The organism is Metabacillus hrfriensis (genome assembly GCF_030127205.1).
Taxonomy (GTDB): domain Bacteria; phylum Bacillota; class Bacilli; order Bacillales; family Bacillaceae; genus Bacillus_P; species Bacillus_P dongyingensis.
In genome coordinates, this window is the sequence record NZ_CP126116.1 from 3345165 (window position 1) to 3367262 (window position 22098).

The following is a 22098-nucleotide window of genomic DNA, read 5'->3' on the forward strand; positions in this document are numbered from 1 at the left end:
CAAATAGGAAGAAGGATTATACTCATCATATCCAGCCAGCTGTTCATCCCTCTGTCCCAGTCCGCATTCCGGATCAAGGCAGAACTTTTATTAAAATTGTAAGAAAACTTAGTGCAGGTGCAGTTCCAAATAAGGATACTACCCGACAAGAATTATAACAGAAAATAAAACGGGAAGCCACTTTATTAGGCTCATGTTAAAGTAATAATATTGGCTAAAACTTACTATGACTGAATTTCGATATCGGCAGAATATATTTTTTCAATGTTGCCTTCGTTTGTTTCAAGAAGCAGCACACCTTCATCATCTATTCCGATGGCACGCCCGCGAATTGTGCCCTGAAGGGTTCTTGCAATCAGATTTTTATTCAGGCTGATGGCATAGCTTTCCCATAGCAGCTTTACAGGTTTAAATCCATGAACTAAATAGCTGGTATAGAGCTTTTCAAAATTCATCATTATGGCCTGAATAACCTGTGCTCTGTCCGCTTGCTCACCTGTTTCTGCAGCAATGGAAGTTGCGGTTGCCTGCAGCTCCTCGGGAAATTGATCCAAAGTGTGATTGACATTCATACCGACACCGATGATCACGGAATGCACTCTGTCTGCTTCTGCCTGAAGTTCCGTCAGGATGCCGACAATTTTTTTGCCGTTTATGAGAATATCATTCGGCCACTTGATTTCTGGTGTGAGGCCTGTCACTTCTTCAATCGCCTGGATTAGTGCGACAGCAGTCAGCAGCGTTAATTGAGGGGTTTTGTTAATCGGAATCTTTGGTCTTAGAATCATGCTCATCCAAATACCTGTCTGCTTCGGAGAATACCACGCTCTTGCCAGTCTGCCTCTCCCGCTTGTCTGCTGATCCGCTACGACAATTGTTCCTTCCTTCGCTCCATCCCCAGCTAATGTGTGGGCAATTTTTTGCGTCGAAGAAAGAACCTCTTCAAAATGGATATGACGGCCCATAAACTCTGTCTTCAGTCCAAGCTGTATTTCATTTCCGCTGATTTTGTCAGGCTTATAAGTGATCCTGTAGCCTCGCTTTCTCACAGCCTCAAGCTCATACCCTTCACTTCTTAAATCTTCAATATGTTTCCAGACTGCCGTTCTTGAGCAGCCAAGTGTTTCACTTAGTTTTTGACCGGATAGAAATTCACCTTCAGCTTCTGAAAAAGCCTGCAACAATCGTGTTCTTAGATCAGATTGCACGATCTTAACATCTCCTTAATAGCTTCCTTGCTGTTTTCGACTTCATCGTTCACAACGGCGAGCTCAATCTTTTTAAGTAACTCACCCATCCACGGGCCAGGCTTTTGACTGCTGAACTGCATCAGGTCAGCTCCGCCAATCGCGAGTTCATTTTTAGAGTGAATCGGCAGATTTTTATAGAATGCCTGTAGTTCTGCGATTAGCCCTTTTGACATCGTTTCTCCTTTTATTAAACAATAAACGGCTTCCACTTCAAGAGTGCATGGCAAGCCTGCCTCGTATACGGACTGCCTTGTCAAATCACCCTCCTTGCGTTTCTGCAAATAAAAGATGTTTTTTGCGATCATCCCGATTTGTCGGTTTGAAAGCTTCCATCTCTTTAAAAATGCTTCAATGCTGCTTATTTCTAATACATCCAGCAATGCCGTCCATCGTTCTTCATTTGAAGACAAGCCGCTGATTGGCAGAATACTGGCATTCAGCAGCTGCTGTTTTTTCCCTTCTAAACCTGGAAGGTAATCGATGATGCCTGTATCCGCTACAAGCTTCATCGCTTCTCCGCTTCCTTCACCTGCCATGATTTTTTCAAACTCTGCCGTTTTTCGCTCGACAGATATATTTTCAAGCAATGGCACTTTTTCGCATATTGCATCTAGTGTTTCTCTGCTTAAAGAAAACCCTAGCTGGCTGACAAATCTGACCGCTCTCATGATTCTTAACGCATCTTCGGAAAAACGCTCATGCGGACTGCCGACTGTGGTAATTATCTTAGCTTCGGCATGTTCTTTGCCTTGAAAAAAATCAATAATGGTTCCTGCATCATCCATCGCCATTGCATTTACAGTAAAATCCCGTCTTTTCAAATCTTCTTTCAGGGAAGATACAAATGTGACCCCTGTTGGTCTGCGGTTGTCTTCATAAGCAGACTCTGTTCTGAAAGTCGTAATTTCATAATGGATGCCATTGACAATTACAATGATTGTTCCATGCTCTGAACCAATATCAATTGTTTTCTCAAATAGAGCTTTAACTTGTTCCGGGGTTGCAGACGATGCGATATCTACATCTTTTATTTCTTTTTTAAGCAGCTGATCTCTTACAGAACCGCCGACAAAATAAGCATCAAAACCATGTTCTTTTAACCTTTTTAAAACAGGAAGAGCCTCTTGAAATTCTTTATTCATCCCGCTCACCTGAAGAAAGGAGACTATAATACAGAGCCTCATACTGTTTGACAATAATGCTTGAATGAAACTCTTCCTTTGCAACTCTCATCGATTCTGAAGCCATTCGGCTGTGCAGCTGTTTGTCCGTCAGAATAGAAGTTGTTTTCTCAGTGATCGTTTTAATATCTCCTACGTCACATAAGAAACCGGACATTCCGTCTCTAATTACTTCAGGAATGCCTCCAATGTTTGTCGCAACACAAGGAACTCCGCAGGCCATTGCCTCTAAGAGCACAAGTCCAAAGCTCTCTTTTTCAGAGAGAAGGAGCTTTACATCACTAATGGAATATAACTCTTCCAAGTGATTTTGCTTTCCAAGAAATAGGACGTTTTTTTCGACTCCAAGTTCCCTGACAAGCTTGCACACAGATGTCATTTCAGGTCCGTCGCCTACAAGCAGAAGCTTTGATTTTACGTTGTCTAAAACACGTGCAAACACACGGACAACATCCTGAACACGTTTCACCTGCCGGAAATTAGAGACATGGATAATGACCTTTTCGTCTTCTGAAATTCCGTACTCCCTTTTTAAATGATCAGCATTCTGTTTTTGATAAATGCGTTCATCAATAAAATTATAAACGGTCTGAATTTTTTTATCAGGGTTCAGCAGATCATAGGTTTGGTCAGCGAGTGCTCTAGATACAGCTGTAACAGCATCAGATGCTTCAATGCCAAACTTGATCATATTTGAAAGGGATAAATCATGTCCCAAAACCGTAATATCCGTACCATGCAGAGTAGTGACAATCTTCAGATGATCACCTGTCATTTGTTTGGCCAGGTGCGCGCAAATGGCATGAGGAACAGCATAGTGGACATGAAACAGGTCCAGTTCTTCCCGCTTTGCTACTTCTGCCATTTTACTTGCAAGGGCAAGATCGTACGGCGGATGTTTAAAGACAGAGTACTGATTAACATCTACTTCATGGAAAAAAATATTATGATACATTTTGTTTAATCGGAACGGTCTGCTAGTTGTGACAAAATGTATCTCATGTCCATTTTCAGCCAGTTTTTTTCCAAGCTCCGTTGCCACCACGCCTGAACCGCCCACTGTAGGGTAGCAGGTTATGCCTATTTTTAATTTCTTCATAAACTGTCACCTATTAAATCTTTGTCGAGCAAAATCGGGGATTTTGTTAAAAATCCCTCTGCGTACTTAACGCCTGCCTCTTTGCCGAATAAGCGCTCACGGCTCTCAACACTTTCTATATAACCATTAATTAATGGCGTGATTAATGAAGCATCACTTTTAATAAACTGACTTTCATATGCTCTTAAACTAGCGAGTTTTTTCTCCATAGTATCTGTTATATCCACAACAAAATCAGGCTTGTGATACCCATTAATCATGTAATAGTAGAGGCGGTTTACCCGATGAGGCATAAGACCGCCGGGTTCCCTTACCTTTTTCACACCTGCTGAAAAGCTCGCTTCTTCCACCAATTTCGCACAATTTCCATGATCGGGATGGCGATCTTCGAACCACGGAACAAACACAAGCCGCGGCTTATATTCCCGAATAATCGTTACGATCTTTTCAATATATTGTTCTTTCAGGAATAGTCCTCTGTCAGGCAGGTTGAGAAAAATCCGTTTATGTATGCCGAGAATACTTGATGCCTGTTCTGCTTCTTCCTGTCTGAGCTCTACCGTTCCATTGGATGAAAGCTCAGCTTCTGTTAAATCGCATATGCCAATTTTATAACCCTGCTCTGCGTATTTTGCAAGAGTTCCACCCATCCCGATTTCGGCATCATCAGGATGAGCTCCGAAGGCAAGGATATCAAGTTTATTCTTTTCCATAGTCGTCATCGATTTCTTTGTCATTTACAATTGATCTCCAAGTCATATCACCGCGTTCGAGTCCATGAATAAGAATTTCAGCAGTTCCCATGTTTGTCGCAAGCGGAACGGCATATACATCACATAAACGGATAAGAGCTGTAACATCAGGTTCATGGGGCTGCGCTGTCAGCGGATCTCGGAAAAAGATGACCATATCCATTGCATTGTTTGCGATGCAGGCTCCAATTTCCTGATCGCCCCCGAGAGGGCCTGATTGAAAACGGTGGATATTGAGTCCGGTAGCTTCAGATACTTTAAAACCGGTGGTACCTGTTGCATATAGCTTGTGCTTCTCAAGGATTCCTTTATAAGCAAGCGTAAATTGAATTAAATCATTTTTTTTCTTATCGTGAGCTATGAGTGCAATATTCATCAGACATTCCCCTTTAGTCGATTAAATTTTCAAGCCCGTAAACCAATACATCAAGTTTCATAACCTGCTCCACACATAATTTTACGCCAGACATGAAGGATGCCCGATTAAAAGAATCGTGACGGATGGACAATGTCTGACCGTCCCCTCCAAACAAAACTTCCTGATGGGCGACAAGTCCAGGCAGACGGATGCTGTGAACATGAATTCCCTGATAATTCGCTCCCCTTGCTCCCTTTAATGTTTCTTCTTCGTTAGGATGGCCCTGTTCTTTTGCCTCTCTCACCATTGAAATCATTTCGGCTGTTTTAAGACCTGTTCCAGACGGTGCATCAAGCTTTTGATCATGATGCATTTCGAGGATTTCTACGTCGCTGAAGTATTTTGCAGCCATTTGTGAAAATTTCATCATTAAAATAGCTCCAATTGCAAAGTTTGGTGCGATAATGGCACCAATCCCCCTGTTTTCGGTAAGCTCTTCAAGCTCTTTTAAATCTGCCTCCGAAAAGCCAGTCGTTCCCACTACAGGCCTTACGCCATATTCAAGTGCCTTCTTTGTATGGATTTTTCCAATTTCAGGTGTTGTTAAATCAATTAAAACATCTGGCTTCGTCTCGGAAAAGCATTTCTCAATATCTGTGTAGATAATGGCGTCACTATTAAAATCATCTGCTTCACTGAGCTTTTGTCCTTCATATTTGTGATCAATTACACCGGCAAGAGAAAAGTGTGCTGTTTCCTCTACAAGCTTTACTGCTTCTCTTCCCATTCTTCCCCTAGGCCCTGCAATTACAATTTTGATTGTTTCCATGTCTGTTTCTCCTTAAGAATCTTTTTTTGTCCAGCGGTCTTTGTCTCTAGTATTAAATTTTTTCATCACAAGATTATGAGCTTCTTCGAGATCAATATTTAAGGAATTGGCTAGACAAATTAACACAAATAGAATGTCGCCTGCTTCTTCCTCTATCTTTTTTTCCTGTTCTGAATGCTTTTTTGGTTTTTCACCGTATGTATGATTTATTTCACGGGCGAGTTCGCCCATTTCTTCTGTCAGCCTTGCCATCATGGCAAGCGGGCTGAAGTAGCCTTCTTTAAACTGCCCGATATAGGCGTCAACTTCTTTTTGAAGATCTTTTATCGTTTTATTGCTCATGATTCATCACCTCTTCTTTATTCCTTTCCATGTTAGCGGGTCAGAGCCTTTTTGACAAATTTTTAGGTATTGTTTCAGGCTCAGATTGCACCTTTTGTTTCCATCATCTATAATATTATCGCTAAGACTTAGAGCAGAGGATGATGTACAGCATGTTCAATCAGTTAAAAATACGAAATATTTTCTTTATTTTACTCGGATCAGCTATATTTGCGTTTGGTCTAGTTCATTTTAACATGCAGAACAATTTGGCTGAAGGCGGTTTTACCGGAATTACCCTGCTTTTATATTTTATTTTTAATATCGACCCTTCCATTTCAAATCTCGTGCTTAACATTCCGATTTTTTTTATCGGCTGGAAACTGCTTGGCAGGACAACCTTCCTCTATACCCTAATAGGAACTGTCGCATTATCTGTTTTTCTATGGCTGTTTCAGCGATTCCAGATTAATATGCCGCTAAAAGACGACCTGACTCTAGCCGCTTTATTTGCAGGAGTTTTTATCGGTGTCGGGCTTGGAATCATCTTCAGATACGGCGGAACAACAGGCGGTGTAGACATCATTGCCCGACTTGTACATAAATATAAAGGCGTGAGCATGGGCAAAACAATGTTCATGTTTGATTTTGTAGTCATTGCTCTCTCTCTTGTCACATATTTATCCTATAAGGAAGCGATGTATACATTAGTGGCGGTATTCATTGCGGCAAAAGTCATTGACTTTATGCAGGAAGGTGCTTATGCAGCCAAAGGAGCCACCATCATATCTGAGCGAAACGGGGAGATTGCGGATAAAATCATGCAGGAGATGGACCGAGGCGTAACCATCTTAAAAGGTCAGGGTTCTTTCACTAAAATGGACCGCAACGTTTTATATTGTGTGGTCGGCAAAAATGAAATTGTCCGCCTTAAAACGGTCATTACCTCTGTTGATCCCCATGCATTTGTCGCAGTAAGCGATGTTCACGATGTGCTTGGCGAGGGATTTACATTAGATGCGGATAAAAATCCGATTCACCGTTAAAACATTTTAAACAATCCATTCAAGCAAAAAAGCCTCTTCCGGAGGCTTTTTATTTATTCATATCACGTTCACGATTCACTTTATCCTTCTCGCCTCTGTACTTCCGCCATCCAGTATACGAAAGGGATAAAAAGATAATGCTGCCAGTTGAAATCATAACCCACAATAATGAGGGATCTGCATCGTCCTCTTTTACCCGATTAAACAAATTCTGCAATTCCTCCTCCATCAATGCAAGCTGATTTACTTGAGACTCTACTGGAATTTGTGTGAAAATAGCATCTTCAACAACAGATCTATGGGCATCCATTCTCTTAAGCTGTTCTGAATCGATATCCATCATCATGCTTGGATAGACTGTTTCATATAGAGAGACAAATTCATCCCAGTTCTGCTGAAAAGATTGATGATCTCCCATTTTCACATCACCCTTCACTTGAGAAAAAGCCGACATGACGGGCTCTTCCATTGAGCTCCATAAAGGCTGATGCTCAGATGCTGCTGCATCCACCACAAGTCTCAGCTGAATAAGCGCTCTAACTTTCTCATCAGGAGTTATGCCCGTCTCCTGCAGCATTTTGGCTGCTGTTTGCTGTGATGCAGATATTGTGCGAATATCTCTTGCTGAAATACTGCCGTCATCTTTTAAAGTCTTTTCAAACTCTCTTTGAAAATACTCAACAAGCTGAAGTGATTCTTCAAAACGGTTTTGCTTTGACAGCTGAAGAGCTGTATCTGAGAGTTTATTTAAATCTTCCCATTCACCTGTGTGATTTGCCTGATGATCAGCTAAAGCCCAATAAGGAAGTGCGACTATCAATATGACGAAAAGCGCAATCACCATTTTTCTTTTTTTCATCCTTGTCCCTCCTACAGCTTCTACTAAAAAAGTATGAAAAAGTGGACAAGGTTAGACCACCTTTTTCACTCGAACATCAAAAGGCGGTCTGCTGTTAAAGAAAATTTAATTTAAGGGAATTCTTTCTTACGACAAAATGGTATGCGAGATAAATGGAGAAAAGGCTCAGCCAAAATGTAAAATATCCGATTTCAGGCAAATAATTCATCAGAACACTGTATTTTGGCATCATGCCAAACACATAGTCTATGATTTCGTTATGCAGAGTCCAGACAGCCGCAGCTATTAAATGCCATGCCTTGAATCTGTAATATGGGGCATACAGCAGCCCCTGAACAGCCATTCCGAGATGAGAAAGAATGAGCATATAGCCGACCGGATCAAGCACACCTGTCTCATTAAGCACCAGAAGGTTCATCACAACTGCCCAAATACCGTACTTAAAAAGAGTAATAATGGCAAGGGCTTCAATCAGGGGGAGATTTTTCTTAAATAAAAACCCGAGCATGACGATTGTGAAAAAAAGACTCGCTGTTGGACTGTCAGGGACAAACGGAAGAAAAATAGGCGGTGTCTCATAAAGCTGATATCTATACCAATAATATCCATAAATCGTTCCGAATAAATTAACAGTGAACATCATAAACAAAAAAGGCTGTTTAACAAGCAGATATTGAAACCACTTCATGTTTGTTCAACTTCTTTCATTCTCAAATATGTATCTATCCTTAAACGTAGAAAAAAAGCTGACTTTTCGTCAGCTTTTCATTTATTTTGATGTAACACCAGAAACAAACTCAGAAAGGACTTTTAATTCTTCATCCGTGCCTTTGAAAATGCCAGCAGGCATTCCACCTTGTCCCTCTTTTGCAATCTTAGCAATTTCTTCTGGTTTTAATCCATTATCAACTAATGAAGGACCAGCAGCTCCTCCTGCTAAGGTATCGCCATGACAGGAAACACACGTTTGTTCAGTGAAAATTTTGTAACCTTCTGATTCTTTGTCTATTTCAGCTTCAGCCTTAATTTTCCCTTGTTCTGCAGCTGCTTCCCAGTCATGAGTAGCAACAGATTCCCAAGTTAAGAAAATAGTTGCTGAAACTGCAAGAAGCATCATACCAACAGCAACAGGACGTTTTGAAGGCTTGCGTTCTGGTCCGCGGTCAATAAACGGTGCAAGAAGCAGTGCTCCAAATGCAAGTCCTGGCATAATAAATGCGCCAATGACTGTATATGGACCTGCAGCATATGTGTATTTCAGCAATTGATATAAGAATAAGAAATACCAGTCCGGCAATGGAATATATCCAGTGTCAGTCGGATCTGCAACACGTTCAAGCGGCGATGGATGCGCCACAGTCAAACATAGGTATCCAATTAGGAAAACGGCTCCGACAAGCCACTCTTTTAAGAGGAAGTTCGGCCAGAACGCTTCCGTTTTACCCGGGTATTCAGAATAATCTTTTGGAATATTCGGTTTTTTTTCAGCTGGAATACGTGAATCTCCAACAAATTTCATCCCTTTTCCGCGATGCATGATTTCCCCTCCTTCTTTGGCAGTTCCGCAAACGAAGTCCGTTTCACTTGCGGTCAATTATTAAAATCAATTATTTTATAGAGGTCCAGATATACCCTGCTTTCGAATCATAATGAAGTGAGCTCCCATTAATCCAAACAGTGCTGCAGGAAGGAAGAACACATGAATGGCAAAGAAACGAGTCAATGTCTGTGCACCGACGATTTCAGGATGGCCTGCAAGCAATGTTTTTACTTGAGTGCCGATAAGCGGTGTGGCTTCAGCTATTTGAAGACCAACTTTTGTGGCAAATAGCGCTTTCATATCCCAAGGCAATAAATACCCTGTGAAACCCAACCCTAACATAACGAAGAAAATTAAAACGCCAACTACCCAGTTAAGTTCACGAGGCTTTTTGTAGGCACCTTGGAAGAATACCCGCAAAGTATGTAGGAACATCATAACGATAACGAGACTTGCTCCCCAGTGATGCATGCCGCGGACAATTTGTCCGAAAGCGACTTCATTTTGCAGGTAATAAACAGATTCCCATGCATTTTTAATATCGGGAACATAATACATCGTTAAAAACATACCTGATAATACCTGAATAACTGTTACAAAGAACGTCAGTCCGCCAAAGCAGTATACGAAAGCTGAAAAATGGTGCGCTGGATTTACATGTTCTGGCACTTCATGGTCAGCTATATCTCTCCACATAGGCGTAATATCTAAACGTTCATCAACCCAATCATAAATTTTGTTTAACATTGATTACGCCTCCTTTCGCGGTTTAGCTGAACCAAGATACAAAAATCCATCTTTCACTTCACTGACGAATACATCGAGTGGAGCAAGCGGCGGTGTGCCAGGTACATTTGTACCGTCTTTTTCATAGCGCCCATAGTGGCAAGGACAAAAGAATTGGTTAGGATTTTCAGGGTCACTGTTCCAGTTAACCGTGCATCCTAAATGTTTACATACAGGAGAAAGAGCAACTATATCCCCTTTGTCATTTTTAAAAACCCATGCTGCTCTAGGTTCTTCAGACTTGTGCCAGGCATCAACTTGTTTAATTTTAAAATTAAATCGTTGAGGTTCTTTAGTAATTTCATCTACTTTCACTACCTGTACAAGATCTTGATCTTCAACCTTGCCCAGTACAGGGTCGAGCGCAAAGCGAACCATTGGCATTAGCATACCCGCAGCCATGAAACCGCCTACACCTGTCAGCGTATAGTTGAGAAATTGTCGTCTTGAAACCCGATGTTTTTTCTCGCTCATCATTTTCCCCCCTCTATCTTAAGCTGAAGTCCGTCAGGACATACGATAAAACCATATAAAACTAGGACAATCTCATGATATATCAATCTTCCAGTAAGGTCAATATTATCCTTTTTTGGAACTTTAAAAATGTAAGGGTTTTTATGAAACCCTCCAAGATTGTAAGAAAATGTTCAAAATTTGACTCACTTGATCCTCAATCATCTTCCTTTTCAGTGACTCGTCCATATGTTCCATAGGAATTGGAGGAATATAGATCACGCTGTCCTTATGCGGACCGCCTTCATTTCTCCACAATTTATCGCTCGTCACGAAAAAAATATGTTTGAAATTGTCCTTTAATTCATGATACCATTGTAAAATTGTTTTTTCTCTGTCATGCATTTGTTCTGATATGTACGTGCAGGCCGGAAGCAAAAAGATTCTTCCTTTAAGCTGGCGTTCAAGATCTTCTGTGATCAGCGATGTGTACTCTCCCTCTCCCGCCAAAGATTTCAGATTATCTCCAAATCCTATTTGAACAAGCGGGATAATGGCGGTATCTACGTATTCTTTTGACTGAAGAAACATGTCAGCGTCTTCTGATGTCCATTTCATGACTTACAGCTCCCTCTCCTTATTATGTAATAATTATATAGATTTTATATGTGTTTGTTAATAAGGTTTTGAAATTGAGGAAGATATTGGGCTATTGTGAAGAACCTTTTGTTCCAAAATCAGTCTGATTAATATGTTATTTCTGCTTCCCTAAATCTCTTATCGGATGCTGATTATTAATTGATTCTTGAGCATGGTATGTTTACTCATTTTGTTCTCCTAAAGTTTTATCGTTTTTATTATTTTTTCTCTTTCTTCTTTTCTTAAACACATTATACCGGTTTCTTCCATAAAAAATAAAAGCCCCTTCATAGATAGAAGGGGCTTTATTTTTAAGTTTTTTGGTATTTTTTTCGAAACAAAATCGTTCCCAATATCAGCAAGACAGCTCCTATCATCATGTAAGTATAGGTATTTGTCGAAGTCGCAGGAAGCTTATTGTTTTCATTCTTAGAATCTTTTTCACCTGCTGGTTTGCTTTCTGATAGATGTTCATTGGATTTATTTTGACCCTGAACTGTTCCGTTTTCTTCATCAATGCCACTCGGACCCGGAGAATTTTCTCCTTCTGCCGGAGGCTCAGTCCTTTTATTTTCAAGTGATAAAATGAACGTACCTCCAAGCTCCCGATCCGCTAAGTCAACCGTTACTTGCTGTTCACTGGAAACCTTGTATTTTTTACCGCTGTATAAATCAATAACATCAGCAGCTTTTTCAAATGGCACATCAATTGTTATCTGCTGAATTTCTTCTGTCGTGTTTAATCCGATAACCAGAGATTGATCTTTGTATTCTCTCTTGAAGACAAGGTATCCATCTTCATTGCTGCCTGCTACTTTTGCCCGATCTCCTTTTGCAAAAACGCTTGAATAGTCTTTACGGATGTTTAATAGCTTCTGGTAGTGAGTTAACAGATCATTATTTTCCGTATTGTCCCAGTCAAGATTATAACGATTTTCATTAAACTCGCCTTTATCCATATCGCCAGCGTGTTTTCCGGTTTGCCCAAGCTCTTCTCCGTAATAGATAACCGGCTGTCCTTTTGCTGTTATTTGAAGAGCAGCAGCAATTTTCTGCTTGCTTTTATCTCCGCCTGCATGCGCCAGCAAGAAACCGTCTTCATCATGGCTGCTCAGGAACTGTCCCATTGTCGCCGTGTTCGAGAGCTTGCCGCCCCGCTCCTCAAGTCTTGCTTCAACTGCCTCAATCTCACCATTAATAAAATCTCTTGCTTCGTATTTAAAATTGAAATCGAGCAGAGAATCCATCTGTCCGCTGTTTAAATAGCCGCCTGTATTATCAATGCCGCCGCCATAATACTCCCCAATCAGTTTAAAATCAGGATTTACTTTAGTGAGTTTATTTTTAAATGCTTTCCATGTTGTATCTTCCACATGTTTCACAGTGTCTACCCGGAAATAGTCAATTGAATTTCCTTTTTTTGTTTTATGAGATGCCCACGCTGTCTGCCAGTCAATGATTTGCTCTCTTACAGCTGAATCTTCTGTAATCAGGTCCGGCAGTCCGGCAAGCTCGCCTCTTATGACATCCGTCCCCCCGCTGCGAAGCATACCTTTGAAGCGTTCACGATCTTCATCCAGAGGAAAGTTCGGGATGTTCTGATCAAACTTGTCTGATTCTTTTAATCCATAGCCGGTATGATTCAATACAACATCGACCATAATCTTTATTTTACGTTCATGTGCCTTATCCAGCAATTCATTCAAATCCTCCATCTCGCCAAGATGTTCATCAAGCTTTGAGAAGTCCTTTGCCCAATATCCGTGGTAACCGTATTGATTGCCGTTTTTATTATGACGAAGATCCCAATCAATATTATCCACAATTGGTGTAATCCAGATTGTATTGATGCCAAGATCATCAAGATAGTCAAGCTTTTCGGATATTCCTTTAAAATCTCCGCCGTGATATGATTCAGGATGATTCACATCATATTTTTCATTATTGGGATCGTTATTCCCCTGGTCGCCATCATTGAACCGGTCAGTCAGCATAAAATAGATTCTTGCCTCGTCCCAGTCAAAATCTCCTTCTCCTTCGGAAACCCTTGGTTTTACTGAAATCGCTGCTGTTGTTGTATGTTTGTTGCCAAATTCATCAACAGCTGTAACCGGAATTTCTTTATCACCGGCAGGCACCGAACTCTTTACTGACAAAGTCACTTCTTTTAATTGTGGATCGATCTGCAAGTCATCCGGTCCTCCAATAGATGAAGCATCAGCATACGTATCTGAAAACAGGATGTTTTCCTGATCAGATTTTATATCCAGACTTAAGACAGCATTCTGATTGGATGTCACTTCTTTTGGAGATACAGCTGCTTTCATCTTTACTTTTGGAATGACGTAGTCGATATATGATTTTTCATTATATGGATCTGTTACTTCTTTCGTTGTTCCGCCCATTGTGACAAGAAACTTGTATTCATACTTCCCCTCTTTTGGCAGTTCAAATGTATATAAGAAATATTCATTTTTCTCATCATATTTCATGTCAAATTGCTTGCCGTCAATTTTTATTTTTACATGATCAATATCAGACATCGCATTGTTTTCGAATAGCTCCTGATCGCGATAGAAGAATGTTGCTTTTCCTTCCGATATGACAGGACCCTTTATCGCTGGAATTGTGTGAAACTCACTCTTACCGCTTTCGACAAACACTTTTGTCAGCGGCTGTGATGGATCTGTTTCAATATACCTGTCTTGATCATATGGATCCTTTACAGCCCAGTCCTGACCTTTTCTAATCACAAATCCTATGTTCGATGCCTCCGCTCCTACTTCAAACTTTGAAACGGCACCTCTATCATTCTCTTCAGTAAACAGCTTTTCGCCATCTTCAAGTCCCGTTTGCCAAGTCCAAATATTCCAGCCGTCATAATCGGCATCCTCTCTGGAATACGTAAACTGTACATACCTTTTAACCGGACTGTTCATCTCACTTGTTTTTAAAGAAAGAGAGAGATCCTGCTCTAATGCTGTTCCTGATTTTTCTCCGGTGATGGATTGTTTTGGAACAGTAAGCGTATAATCTAGCTCTTTTTGCAGAATCTCAGGAACTATTTTCAGCTGGTTTGCAGCCGCAGTAATTTCTGAATTTACAGCCTGTCCACCATTTTCTATAAGGGAAATGCTATTCGGCTGCTCCAGTTTTATTGGCTCATTGAACGTCAGGGTAATTGGTGAAGTTGTTTTAACATCCGCAGCTCCATCAGCAGGTGCTGCTGAAGTAAGTTCAAGCTGTTTTGCATCGATGATTCCTTTAATGGTATATTCAGCGCCATAGACTGATTGCTTATTTGAATCATCTTTTTCATTCCATGATCCTGCAGCAGTATTTCCGCTGGCCTCAGGGCTTACATCAAATGCACCATGTTCAGCAGCAGTATTTCCGCTTAATACGGCAATTGCTTTTAGTGAATCATTATTTTCAAGCCCCATTTCACTTAATGGGATTTTCCCTTCAAATCCCTTCGTGCGGTCAGATGCAAACTGTGCACCTTTGATATTTTCCCAAGTGGAAAGTCTGGGATGATTAAAATCTTCTGCACTGTATAACGCAGCTCGGGCTATTTCACGATCATTCTTTATTCTTGAAACGATATGAAACTGAGGTTTTGCATCTGTACCTCCAAAATGGAATGGTGCTCCCCATGGATTTCCTTCCACATTCGAATCTTCGTTATTTACGTTTAATGCCAGATTCATGTACATGCCATTGTCGCCCCAGTTTGGGACATTTTTAGCATCAACCCAGTAATAGAGAAATTTGCTGTCATTTTTCAGATAGACATTTCCGAGATGAAATCCTTCATATCCCGGGTTTGCAGATGATGCCAGCGGTTCTGTTCCTGCCCAGTCATGATCGTTTCCATCAACCGTTATTACGCTTTTTTCATCAGCGGCAAATGCCTGCCAAGAACTCATTACACCACTTGACAGGAGCAGAATAATTAACAGAAAGGATGTCCATTTCCTTCTCATTCTCCTCATCCCATTCCCCCCTTTTACTGTAAGCATAATCGTTTATACAATTTAGATGGTTTCATATATGTAAACGATTGCACTCATCAATGATATTTTGTCATGATATGACCGATAAATCAATTGAAAATTCTGAAAATATCTTTTCTCTTTCCTTGTTCAATCAAAAAAAGAACCTCATCTAATGGAGGTTCCTTCCTTATTTCAAACATTTCAGTTTTTCAGTCAAGCTTTCAAACGCTTCTTTATCCTGGCGGTCAAGTGCGTCATCAATCATTTGAAGTAATTTTTCTTTTTGGAACGTTTGAATCGATTGCTCTAAAATGCGTTCAGCTACTACACGGTCTTTTTCATTAATGTTGAGATGTTTCGGCATAAATGGATTGGCTTCCAGCACTGCTGCATAATTCGGCGATTGATAGGCCGAGCGGAAGTTGAGCTGAATGAACAGATCCTCGTCTTTATTTAACCGAATGTCATGGAAGGATTTTTCTGCATCCGTTGTCATGACATTTTCTTTGTAAAAACGAAACGGCACTTCCTCTACGCAGTGGGTTGACATGATAATCCCGCGCGGACAATATTGGGCCTGCTCAACGAAATGCACTTTTTCCATCAGCGTGTCGTGACTCATTAAGTAATTCAAGATCCAAACACATTCCCGTCTTTTCAACTGATAATGATTTAAAAACCACCTGATAAAATCCTTCTTCTCAATGACAGATACAGGGGCCATCATATGCATTTCCCTCCTCTGCTAACTGTAGATTCTTATTCTTAAAGTTCAACAGATCCTAGGTGAAATCCTTCCGATTGGACGTTAAAAATCATCTTCTAATTGTATCAAAATCTCTTCGATTTCGACATTCGCCGGATCATGCTTTAATGCCTGGCGGAACATTTCCCTGGCGGCGGCGCGATTTCCGTCCTCTAACAGGTAATAACCGTACTCCGTAAGAAAATCTGGTTCTTCCTTGAAGAAATTATATGCTCGCTGGTAATGGTTTAATGCATCCGAATATTGCTCTGTTTCATGATAAGCTCGTGCTAATTTGCGGTCATATTCAGGATCTTCCTCGCCGTACCTCATCACTTCTTTCAGACAGTCAATAACCTCTTCATATTTTTGCTCCTGCATATAAATATTTGTCAGTGTAATGGTTGCTTCGACATGTCCTGGATCAATGGCAATGGCTTGCTGAAGCAAGGCTGATGCTTCGTTTGGCTCATTATTTTTTAAAGCGATTTTCCCTCCGTAAACATAAAGCTCCTTATTATACTCATCCACCTTCAATCCGTCTTTTACAGTTTCAAGACTTTCCTTCAGCATGCCTTCTTCTTCATATGCTTTTGCTAAATATAAATAAAGAGATGTATATTCATGATCGAGTTCTTTTAATTTTAAAAACTGATCAATTGCTGTCTTAGGATAATTTGCCTGAAGTGCTGTAAAACCATAACCGAACAACGTGTGCAAATCTACTTGTTGATCGACTGCTTTTTCATAGTACGGAAGAGCTTCTTCAAATTCACCTGAAGCACTGATCGATTCTGCAAGCCTCTGATAGACATTGACACCGGTTATAACTGTATGCTCTTTTAATACATCTTTAAAATAGGGGATGGCTTTGTGGTAATGCCCTTGATGAAAATATAGTTCTCCGAGAGCAAAGTCGATCACAGGTTCATTCGGCACCATTTTTTTAGCAGACAGGAGCTTTTGTTCACTTACTTCATTTAATCCCTGCATTTGATACAAATCAGCAGAAAGGATCAAAGCCTGTACATAAGCGGTGTCTGTTTCAGGGATTGTACCCAGCAGTTCAATTGCTTTTTCTTCTTCGTCCATATCTATATAGACTTCTGCTAAAAATACCGTAACCTCAGATTCTTCCGGGTACAATAAATGCATGTCTTCCATTATATTCAGCGCATGCTCCGTATTGCCCCATTGGTAGTATTTTTCCGCAAGCAGAAATTTTTCTTCATCATGAAGAGTCTTCTCAAGCCCTGAAAGTTTTTTTAGGCCTTCTTCAGCTTGTCCTGACTCAACTAATTCTATTGCTTCAATTAGTGAATTTTTCAACTTGTAACGCCCTTTCCAAGGAAATCCTTATGGGACAGCATTTGCAGCAAACCTGCCCGACATGGAGATTTCACAAAACTCTCCAAATCCAGGCCTTATGCAAACTTTTTCATCCACTTTGATCAGCTGTCCCTTATGAATCGTAAATGTAGGAATATGATTATGATACCTGCTAGCGGACATTTCTTCAACTGAATTGAATCCATTTCGCACATAGAGGTTATAATCAACTTCGCCGCCGATCCTGATATCTCCTTTTTCAGGGTAAATCCCGATTTTCATTAACAGTGATTTTTCAAGCGGTTCATGTTCTGAAGGACAGTCTGGTTCTGCGGACATTCGGTGTCTATTCATCAATTCAGAAAACTGTTTTCTCCTTTTATCTGAATGTATTCCGGTCCATTGAGGAAGGAATGTCATCGGGAATCCGTATATGCTTCCGCGGATCCATTCCCATGGAAAATCAGCGATTGAATCTTCTGGATGAATCTCTAAAATGAGCAGTGGAATTTTATTTTTTTTGCAGCTAATGAGCAATGATGGGGTCAATCTTTTCAGCGGAACTTTCACACCGATGCAGTAATCGATTGGAGAATTGATCATCATTTGTTTCTTTTTGCGAATGGCTTCGGGGAGATCCCGTTCATATTCTGTCTCGGCAATTGCTATTACAGTGGTACAGCCTTTTGCGATCAGTTTTTCTGTGAAGATTCGTTTTATTTCTGAAAAAGAACCTCCAATAGAAAAATCAAGCATCACATGACCAGATGTTAACAGATAGTCCGCAGCATTCATTTTCATGCATGTCATCTTCTGCATCGAAGAACTCATGTAATCAATTTTGTTATTTCGTATTAGAATCGAGGTCTTAACGATTTCGCCATTTTTTAAAATATTTGCATCTTCAATAAGGTAGGCCAAAGCCTTTCATCCCTCCCTTACAACCTTCTTAAGACAAGCTATGAAGGGAAGGCGAAGGATATGACAGTTAAAGAAGAAACCTGCAGGAAAACTTTTTTCCTGCAGGCATTTTTCCTGAGTGAATTAGAAAGTTTAAAAGTTTGCTCATTACTGTCCAGCTTCACAGCCCAACTCCTCGGCCAGAACAAATCCGGCAAATAAGTCAAACCTGGACTTTTTTCCGGACTCTAAACTGTCAGGCCTAAGCTAGACGGGCGCTTCCGCTTTTCTTATCAGCGAGCTGGTTTAAGTGTTCAAAAAATTGCGGATAGGATACATTGATTGCTTCATGACCTGACAATGAAACCTCTCCTTCTGTTATAAGAGCCGCAACTGCAAGCATCATACCGATTCTATGATCACCATGGCTTGATACCGATGCTGACGTTCTTAAGGCCTGCTTGCCCCGGATAATCATGCCGTCATCTGTAGGCTCAATATCTGCTCCAAGCTTCTTAAGCTCCTGCACAACCGTATCAATGCGGTTTGTTTCTTTCACCTTCAGCTCACTTGCATCTTTAATGATTGTCTCCCCTTCAGCTTGAGTGGCAAGCAATGCAATAACGGGAATTTCATCGATCAATCGCGGAATTAATTCTCCTGATATCACTGTTCCTTTTAATTCAGACGCTGAAATCGTTAAATCCGCAACAGGCTCATGGGCGTGAGATCCTTTCTCTTTAATCGTTAAATCTGCACCCATTTTTTTAAGAACTTCAATAATCCCTGTTCTGGTCGGATTGATCCCTACATTTTTCAGCGTAATGGTACTGTCTGGAACAATTGCACCTGCTACTAAGAAAAAGGCTGCAGAAGAAATATCACCGGGAACCTGAATGGATGCAGCCTTAAGAGACTGACCGCCGATAATCTCTGCTGATCGATCATTTTCCTTCACTTCAACACCGAAAGCTCTAAGCATTCTTTCCGTATGATCTCTTGATTTATGAGGTTCTGTTACTCGCGTTTTTTCATTTTTTGCCTGCAGCCCTGCAAGCAGAATAGCAGACTTAACTTGAGCGCTAGCTACAGGTGATACATAGTCTAATCCTTTAAGTGTGCCTCCGCGAATGGAAATAGGCGTATAATTGCCGTTTTGTCTGCCATCAATAGATGCACCCATCTCTCTTAGAGGATCAGTGACACGTGTCATCGGCCTTTTAGCAATTGATTCATCGCCGATGATGCAGGCATGGAACGGACGTCCTGCTAAAATGCCCAGCATTAGACGGGTAGTTGTACCTGAATTGCCTACATCCAATAATTCTTCAGGTTCCCTTAGAGAATCAATTCCTTTCCCTGAGACTTTCACCTTCGCTCCGTCCTGTTCTATTTCAACGCCCATTTGTCTGAAGCAGGCAATAGTGGATAAACAGTCTGCTCCAGCAAGGAAGTTTTCAATAACTGTCTCACCATTTGCAAGAGCTCCGAACATGACCGCTCTATGCGAAATGGATTTATCACCGGGAATGGCAATTTCGCCGCTTAAAGTCTCTGCTCTTCGCAATTTCTTTTCATTTGACATGCTGATCACCTCATTAACTGAAAAATGTTTTGTAGTCTGTATGTTTCTCGATGCATTTTTGAGCCCGTTCACGGTCGACATCCGTCTGAAAGCTTAATCTCAGCACACCATAAATCTCTTCGCGTGTTTCAATAATCCGAATGTTCGTAATGCTGATTTCCTCTATTGCAAGGTAACCTGTAATTTCAGAAATGACCCCGGGATAATCCGGAACGTCCACATATAAATCGTAAAAAGAAGGAATCGCGCCTTTCTCTCTCTCCGGCAGGCCATCTCTAAAATCCTTAGCTTCCTGAAAATACGAAAATAATGCATCTCCGTCAAGTTCATCTACAAGCTCTCTGACACGGTCCATTTCGTATCGCCAGTCATCAAACAAAGCAAGAAGCTTCTCTTTATTATGAAGAAGTATATCTCTCCACATTGCAGGGCTGCTTGATGCAATCCTTGTGATATCCCTGAATCCGCCGGCTGCCAGACGTTTTATGACAGGATGATTGTCTTCAAATCTTCCTGCCTGGTGAACAAGGCTCGCTGCGACGATATGCGGAAAATGACTGATGATGCCAGTAACCTCGTCATGTTCAGCTGGAGTCATTTCAACAAAATGAGCCTTTGTTCCTTTAAGAACGTGCTGAAGGATGCCAATCGATTCCCTTGAGGTATGCTCCATAGGCGTCAGGATATAAAAGGCATTTTCAAAAAGGTGGGCTTTTGCCGCAATAACACCTGATTTATGTGATCCGGCCATCGGATGTCCGCCAATAAACTGCACATTGCCCCCGAAAACAGAAGCTGCATGATTGCTGATTTTTTGTTTTGTGCTGCCTACATCCGTAATAATGACACTTTCTTTTAATGAAAGTGAACTTAATGCGGCGATAATAGACAAAGTCTGCTCAACCGGTGTAGCAAGAATAATTATATCGGCTGTCTCTATGCCGTCAAATTGATCTGCGGCTATTTCATCAATTACAGTCAGAGTCTTTGCGATTTCAGTCTGGCTTTGATTAATATCATATCCGGCAATCGTTATGGCAGGAAACTCCTGCTTTATAGCAAGAGCGATAGAACCGCCTATTAACCCTAATCCTACTATATGTATTTTTTCGATCTGCTGTTCCATTTCTTATCACCTTCAGCTGCAGTATGTATAGGAAAAGCGTAATCGCCCATTTAGCTCGGGCATGATAGATAATTCCGGCAGAAAAGTCCGGGTCTGATGAGTTTTTGACGGATTTGTTCTGACTGAGAAGTTGGGCGATCGTGCTAGACATCAAAGTATATAATGATATTTCCTATAGTTATAAGAAAGAGGTGATTAAGATCACCTCTTCTTTTATGAAATCAATTCTGTTAAAATCTGCAGAATCTCTTCGTTTTGTTCTTTCGTTCCGATCGTGATGCGGATAGACGTCGGAAATCCGAGTGCTTTACCGGAACGGACGATATAGCCTTTTTCCAGGAGCGCCTGAAATACTTCATCAGCATCGCGGTTAAAATCAATCAGAATAAAGTTTCCTTCTGAAGGATAGTAGGATAGACCGTGTTCTTTGCTGAATTGATAAAATTGTTCGAGACCCTGTTTATTTTTTTCTGCACATTGTTTAATGAACTCCTGGTCACTTAAAGCATGCAGAGCTGCAGTTTGCCCTAAACGGTTCGTATTAAAAGGCTCTCTTGCAGGTTCGATGCTTTTGATTAACTCCTTGTTCGCAATTCCATATCCGACGCGGAGTGCTGCAAGACCGTATGCTTTTGAGAATGTACGCAGAATCATGACGTTTTTATATTCTTTGATTAATGGCAGCGTTTCTGGAAAATCAGAGGCTGTCACATATTCATAATAAGCTTCATCCAGAATAACCAGCACATGATCAGGAACCTTATTCATAAAAGCATGCAAAGACTGCTCGTTAATATAAGTGCCTGTAGGATTGTTAGGTGAACAGAGCCAAATGACCTTTGTTTGTTCATCAATTGCTGCAAGCATGGAGTCAAGATCGTGATTTCCATTAATCAGCGGAATTTCCTTAATATCTGCGTCTTCGATGACGGCATTGTGGCGGTATTGAGGAAATGTCGGTGTTGCCATCACTGTGTTTGTCCCTTTTTTCAAAAATGCCCGGCAAATGATCTGAACAATTTCATCGGATCCATTTCCAAAAATAATTTCGTTTTCCTCTACTTTTAAAAAACGTGCCAGCGATTCACGGAGCTGTGCACTGTAGCCGTCTGGGTACAGTGCAAGCTGATTCAGTTCATCCTGAATCGCTTTTTTCGCACGTTCTGAGCTGCCGTATGGGTTTTCGTTGGAAGCGAGCTTCACAATGTGAGTTAAGTTATATTCTTTTTTTACTTCTTCAATTGGTTTTCCCGGCTGATACGGTTTTAAGTTTGTAAGTTGATCTTTAATTTGCATGAATGG

The 22098-nt window shown here is 40.9% G+C and carries 22 protein-coding genes; 2 read left to right on the plus strand and 20 right to left on the minus strand.

Annotated features, from left to right (window positions below):
* Nucleotides 1-224 precede the first annotated feature (224 nt).
* The 7 genes from QLQ22_RS16490 to QLQ22_RS16520 are packed head-to-tail and all read right to left on the minus strand — an operon-like array spanning nucleotide 225 to nucleotide 5811.
* Entirely contained in the window at nucleotides 225-1208 is a 984-nt protein-coding gene (locus QLQ22_RS16490) for a biotin--[acetyl-CoA-carboxylase] ligase (protein ID WP_223436234.1), read from the minus strand.
* The gene (locus QLQ22_RS16495; protein WP_284015215.1) at nucleotides 1193-2392 is read right to left on the minus strand and encodes a CCA tRNA nucleotidyltransferase; all 1200 of its coding nucleotides are present in this window, start codon (nucleotides 2390-2392) and stop codon (nucleotides 1193-1195) included. The genes QLQ22_RS16490 and QLQ22_RS16495 overlap by 16 nt, the downstream gene beginning before the upstream one ends.
* Nucleotides 2385-3530: an N-acetyl-alpha-D-glucosaminyl L-malate synthase BshA gene (bshA, locus tag QLQ22_RS16500; RefSeq protein WP_223436238.1), complete on the minus strand. Its 1146-nt coding sequence runs from the start codon at nucleotides 3528-3530 to the stop codon at nucleotides 2385-2387. Before bshA ends, QLQ22_RS16495 begins: the two co-directional genes overlap by 8 nt.
* A complete protein-coding gene (gene bshB1 / locus QLQ22_RS16505; protein ID WP_223436240.1) occupies nucleotides 3527-4267 on the minus strand; it encodes a bacillithiol biosynthesis deacetylase BshB1 in 741 nt (246 codons plus the stop codon). The genes bshA and bshB1 overlap by 4 nt, the downstream gene beginning before the upstream one ends.
* Nucleotides 4230-4658: a methylglyoxal synthase gene (gene mgsA, locus QLQ22_RS16510; protein ID WP_223436242.1), complete on the minus strand. Its 429-nt coding sequence runs from the start codon at nucleotides 4656-4658 to the stop codon at nucleotides 4230-4232. Before mgsA ends, bshB1 begins: the two co-directional genes overlap by 38 nt.
* Nucleotides 4659-4671: 13 nt before the next feature.
* Nucleotides 4672-5469 (minus strand): 4-hydroxy-tetrahydrodipicolinate reductase, encoded by a 798-nt coding sequence (dapB, locus tag QLQ22_RS16515; RefSeq protein ID WP_223436244.1) that lies wholly within the window; start codon nucleotides 5467-5469, stop codon nucleotides 4672-4674.
* A gap of 12 nt (nucleotides 5470-5481) precedes the next feature.
* Entirely contained in the window at nucleotides 5482-5811 is a 330-nt protein-coding gene (locus QLQ22_RS16520) for a nucleotide pyrophosphohydrolase (protein ID WP_223436247.1), read from the minus strand.
* Between the two features lie 152 nt (nucleotides 5812-5963).
* Between QLQ22_RS16520 and QLQ22_RS16525 the strand changes: the two genes are divergently transcribed.
* Nucleotides 5964-6836 carry a YitT family protein gene (locus tag QLQ22_RS16525; protein WP_223436249.1) on the plus strand — a complete coding sequence of 291 codons (873 nt, stop codon included), beginning with the start codon at nucleotides 5964-5966 and terminating at the stop codon, nucleotides 6834-6836.
* A gap of 49 nt (nucleotides 6837-6885) precedes the next feature.
* Here QLQ22_RS16525 and ypjB read toward each other — a convergent pair whose 3' ends face one another.
* From ypjB to QLQ22_RS16575, 10 genes are all read right to left on the minus strand, one after another.
* On the minus strand, nucleotides 6886-7695 hold the full coding sequence (gene ypjB / locus QLQ22_RS16530) for a sporulation protein YpjB (protein WP_223436251.1): 810 nt from the start codon (nucleotides 7693-7695) through the stop codon (nucleotides 6886-6888).
* Nucleotides 7696-7789: 94 nt separating this feature from the next.
* Nucleotides 7790-8383, minus strand: coding sequence for a lipoprotein heptaprenylglyceryl N-acetyltransferase LhaT (gene lhaT / locus QLQ22_RS16535; protein ID WP_223436252.1), 594 nt, complete (start codon nucleotides 8381-8383; stop codon nucleotides 7790-7792).
* A gap of 81 nt (nucleotides 8384-8464) precedes the next feature.
* On the minus strand, nucleotides 8465-9232 hold the full coding sequence (locus QLQ22_RS16540; RefSeq protein ID WP_223436254.1) for a menaquinol-cytochrome c reductase cytochrome b/c subunit: 768 nt from the start codon (nucleotides 9230-9232) through the stop codon (nucleotides 8465-8467).
* A 75-nt stretch (nucleotides 9233-9307) separates the two neighbouring features.
* A complete protein-coding gene (gene qcrB / locus QLQ22_RS16545; RefSeq protein WP_029280290.1) occupies nucleotides 9308-9982 on the minus strand; it encodes a menaquinol-cytochrome c reductase cytochrome b subunit in 675 nt (224 codons plus the stop codon).
* A gap of 3 nt (nucleotides 9983-9985) precedes the next feature.
* Entirely contained in the window at nucleotides 9986-10495 is a 510-nt protein-coding gene (locus QLQ22_RS16550) for a Rieske (2Fe-2S) protein (protein WP_223436256.1), read from the minus strand.
* 141 nt (nucleotides 10496-10636) lie between these two features.
* The gene (locus QLQ22_RS16555) at nucleotides 10637-11092 is read right to left on the minus strand and encodes a YpiF family protein (protein WP_223436258.1); all 456 of its coding nucleotides are present in this window, start codon (nucleotides 11090-11092) and stop codon (nucleotides 10637-10639) included.
* Between the two features lie 332 nt (nucleotides 11093-11424).
* Nucleotides 11425-15108 carry an alpha-amylase family glycosyl hydrolase gene (locus tag QLQ22_RS16560; RefSeq protein ID WP_284015216.1) on the minus strand — a complete coding sequence of 1228 codons (3684 nt, stop codon included), beginning with the start codon at nucleotides 15106-15108 and terminating at the stop codon, nucleotides 11425-11427.
* Nucleotides 15109-15298: 190 nt separating this feature from the next.
* The gene (locus QLQ22_RS16565) at nucleotides 15299-15838 is read right to left on the minus strand and encodes a ReoY family proteolytic degradation factor (RefSeq protein ID WP_223436262.1); all 540 of its coding nucleotides are present in this window, start codon (nucleotides 15836-15838) and stop codon (nucleotides 15299-15301) included.
* Nucleotides 15839-15919: 81 nt separating this feature from the next.
* Nucleotides 15920-17185 (minus strand): tetratricopeptide repeat protein, encoded by a 1266-nt coding sequence (locus tag QLQ22_RS16570; protein WP_284015217.1) that lies wholly within the window; start codon nucleotides 17183-17185, stop codon nucleotides 15920-15922.
* A 27-nt stretch (nucleotides 17186-17212) separates the two neighbouring features.
* Entirely contained in the window at nucleotides 17213-18106 is an 894-nt protein-coding gene (locus QLQ22_RS16575; protein WP_284015218.1) for an amidohydrolase family protein, read from the minus strand.
* A 60-nt stretch (nucleotides 18107-18166) separates the two neighbouring features.
* Between QLQ22_RS16575 and QLQ22_RS16580 the strand changes: the two genes are divergently transcribed.
* On the plus strand, nucleotides 18167-18307 hold the full coding sequence (locus tag QLQ22_RS16580) for a hypothetical protein (RefSeq protein WP_223436268.1): 141 nt from the start codon (nucleotides 18167-18169) through the stop codon (nucleotides 18305-18307).
* A gap of 40 nt (nucleotides 18308-18347) precedes the next feature.
* Here the strand turns inward: QLQ22_RS16580 and aroA are convergent, their stop codons facing one another.
* From aroA to hisC, 3 genes are all read right to left on the minus strand, one after another.
* Nucleotides 18348-19670: a 3-phosphoshikimate 1-carboxyvinyltransferase gene (gene aroA, locus QLQ22_RS16585; RefSeq protein ID WP_284015219.1), complete on the minus strand. Its 1323-nt coding sequence runs from the start codon at nucleotides 19668-19670 to the stop codon at nucleotides 18348-18350.
* 13 nt (nucleotides 19671-19683) lie between these two features.
* Entirely contained in the window at nucleotides 19684-20796 is a 1113-nt protein-coding gene (locus QLQ22_RS16590; RefSeq protein ID WP_223436273.1) for a prephenate dehydrogenase, read from the minus strand.
* Nucleotides 20797-21009: 213 nt separating this feature from the next.
* A complete protein-coding gene (gene hisC / locus QLQ22_RS16595; RefSeq protein ID WP_284015220.1) occupies nucleotides 21010-22092 on the minus strand; it encodes a histidinol-phosphate transaminase in 1083 nt (360 codons plus the stop codon).
* Nucleotides 22093-22098 lie beyond the last annotated feature (6 nt).

Coding starts and splice junctions, on each gene's coding strand:
- bshB1 (WP_223436240.1), bottom strand. CDS start 4,267: ATGACAAAGAAATCGATGACGACTATGGAAAAGAATAAACTTGATATC.
- QLQ22_RS16550 (WP_223436256.1), bottom strand. CDS start 10,495: ATGAGCGAGAAAAAACATCGGGTTTCAAGACGACAATTTCTCAACTAT.
- bshA (WP_223436238.1), bottom strand. CDS start 3,530: ATGAAGAAATTAAAAATAGGCATAACCTGCTACCCTACAGTGGGCGGT.
- aroA (WP_284015219.1), bottom strand. CDS start 19,670: ATGTCAAATGAAAAGAAATTGCGAAGAGCAGAGACTTTAAGCGGCGAA.
- QLQ22_RS16555 (WP_223436258.1), bottom strand. CDS start 11,092: ATGAAATGGACATCAGAAGACGCTGACATGTTTCTTCAGTCAAAAGAA.
- mgsA (WP_223436242.1), bottom strand. CDS start 4,658: ATGAATATTGCACTCATAGCTCACGATAAGAAAAAAAATGATTTAATT.
- lhaT (WP_223436252.1), bottom strand. CDS start 8,383: ATGAAGTGGTTTCAATATCTGCTTGTTAAACAGCCTTTTTTGTTTATG.
- QLQ22_RS16590 (WP_223436273.1), bottom strand. CDS start 20,796: ATGGAACAGCAGATCGAAAAAATACATATAGTAGGATTAGGGTTAATA.
- QLQ22_RS16560 (WP_284015216.1), bottom strand. CDS start 15,108: ATGAGGAGAATGAGAAGGAAATGGACATCCTTTCTGTTAATTATTCTG.
- ypjB (WP_223436251.1), bottom strand. CDS start 7,695: ATGAAAAAAAGAAAAATGGTGATTGCGCTTTTCGTCATATTGATAGTC.
- QLQ22_RS16580 (WP_223436268.1), top strand. CDS start 18,167: ATGACAGTTAAAGAAGAAACCTGCAGGAAAACTTTTTTCCTGCAGGCA.
- qcrB (WP_029280290.1), bottom strand. CDS start 9,982: ATGTTAAACAAAATTTATGATTGGGTTGATGAACGTTTAGATATTACG.
- hisC (WP_284015220.1), bottom strand. CDS start 22,092: ATGCAAATTAAAGATCAACTTACAAACTTAAAACCGTATCAGCCGGGA.
- QLQ22_RS16495 (WP_284015215.1), bottom strand. CDS start 2,392: ATGAATAAAGAATTTCAAGAGGCTCTTCCTGTTTTAAAAAGGTTAAAA.
- QLQ22_RS16540 (WP_223436254.1), bottom strand. CDS start 9,232: ATGCATCGCGGAAAAGGGATGAAATTTGTTGGAGATTCACGTATTCCA.
- QLQ22_RS16565 (WP_223436262.1), bottom strand. CDS start 15,838: ATGATGGCCCCTGTATCTGTCATTGAGAAGAAGGATTTTATCAGGTGG.
- QLQ22_RS16520 (WP_223436247.1), bottom strand. CDS start 5,811: ATGAGCAATAAAACGATAAAAGATCTTCAAAAAGAAGTTGACGCCTAT.
- dapB (WP_223436244.1), bottom strand. CDS start 5,469: ATGGAAACAATCAAAATTGTAATTGCAGGGCCTAGGGGAAGAATGGGA.
- QLQ22_RS16525 (WP_223436249.1), top strand. CDS start 5,964: ATGTTCAATCAGTTAAAAATACGAAATATTTTCTTTATTTTACTCGGA.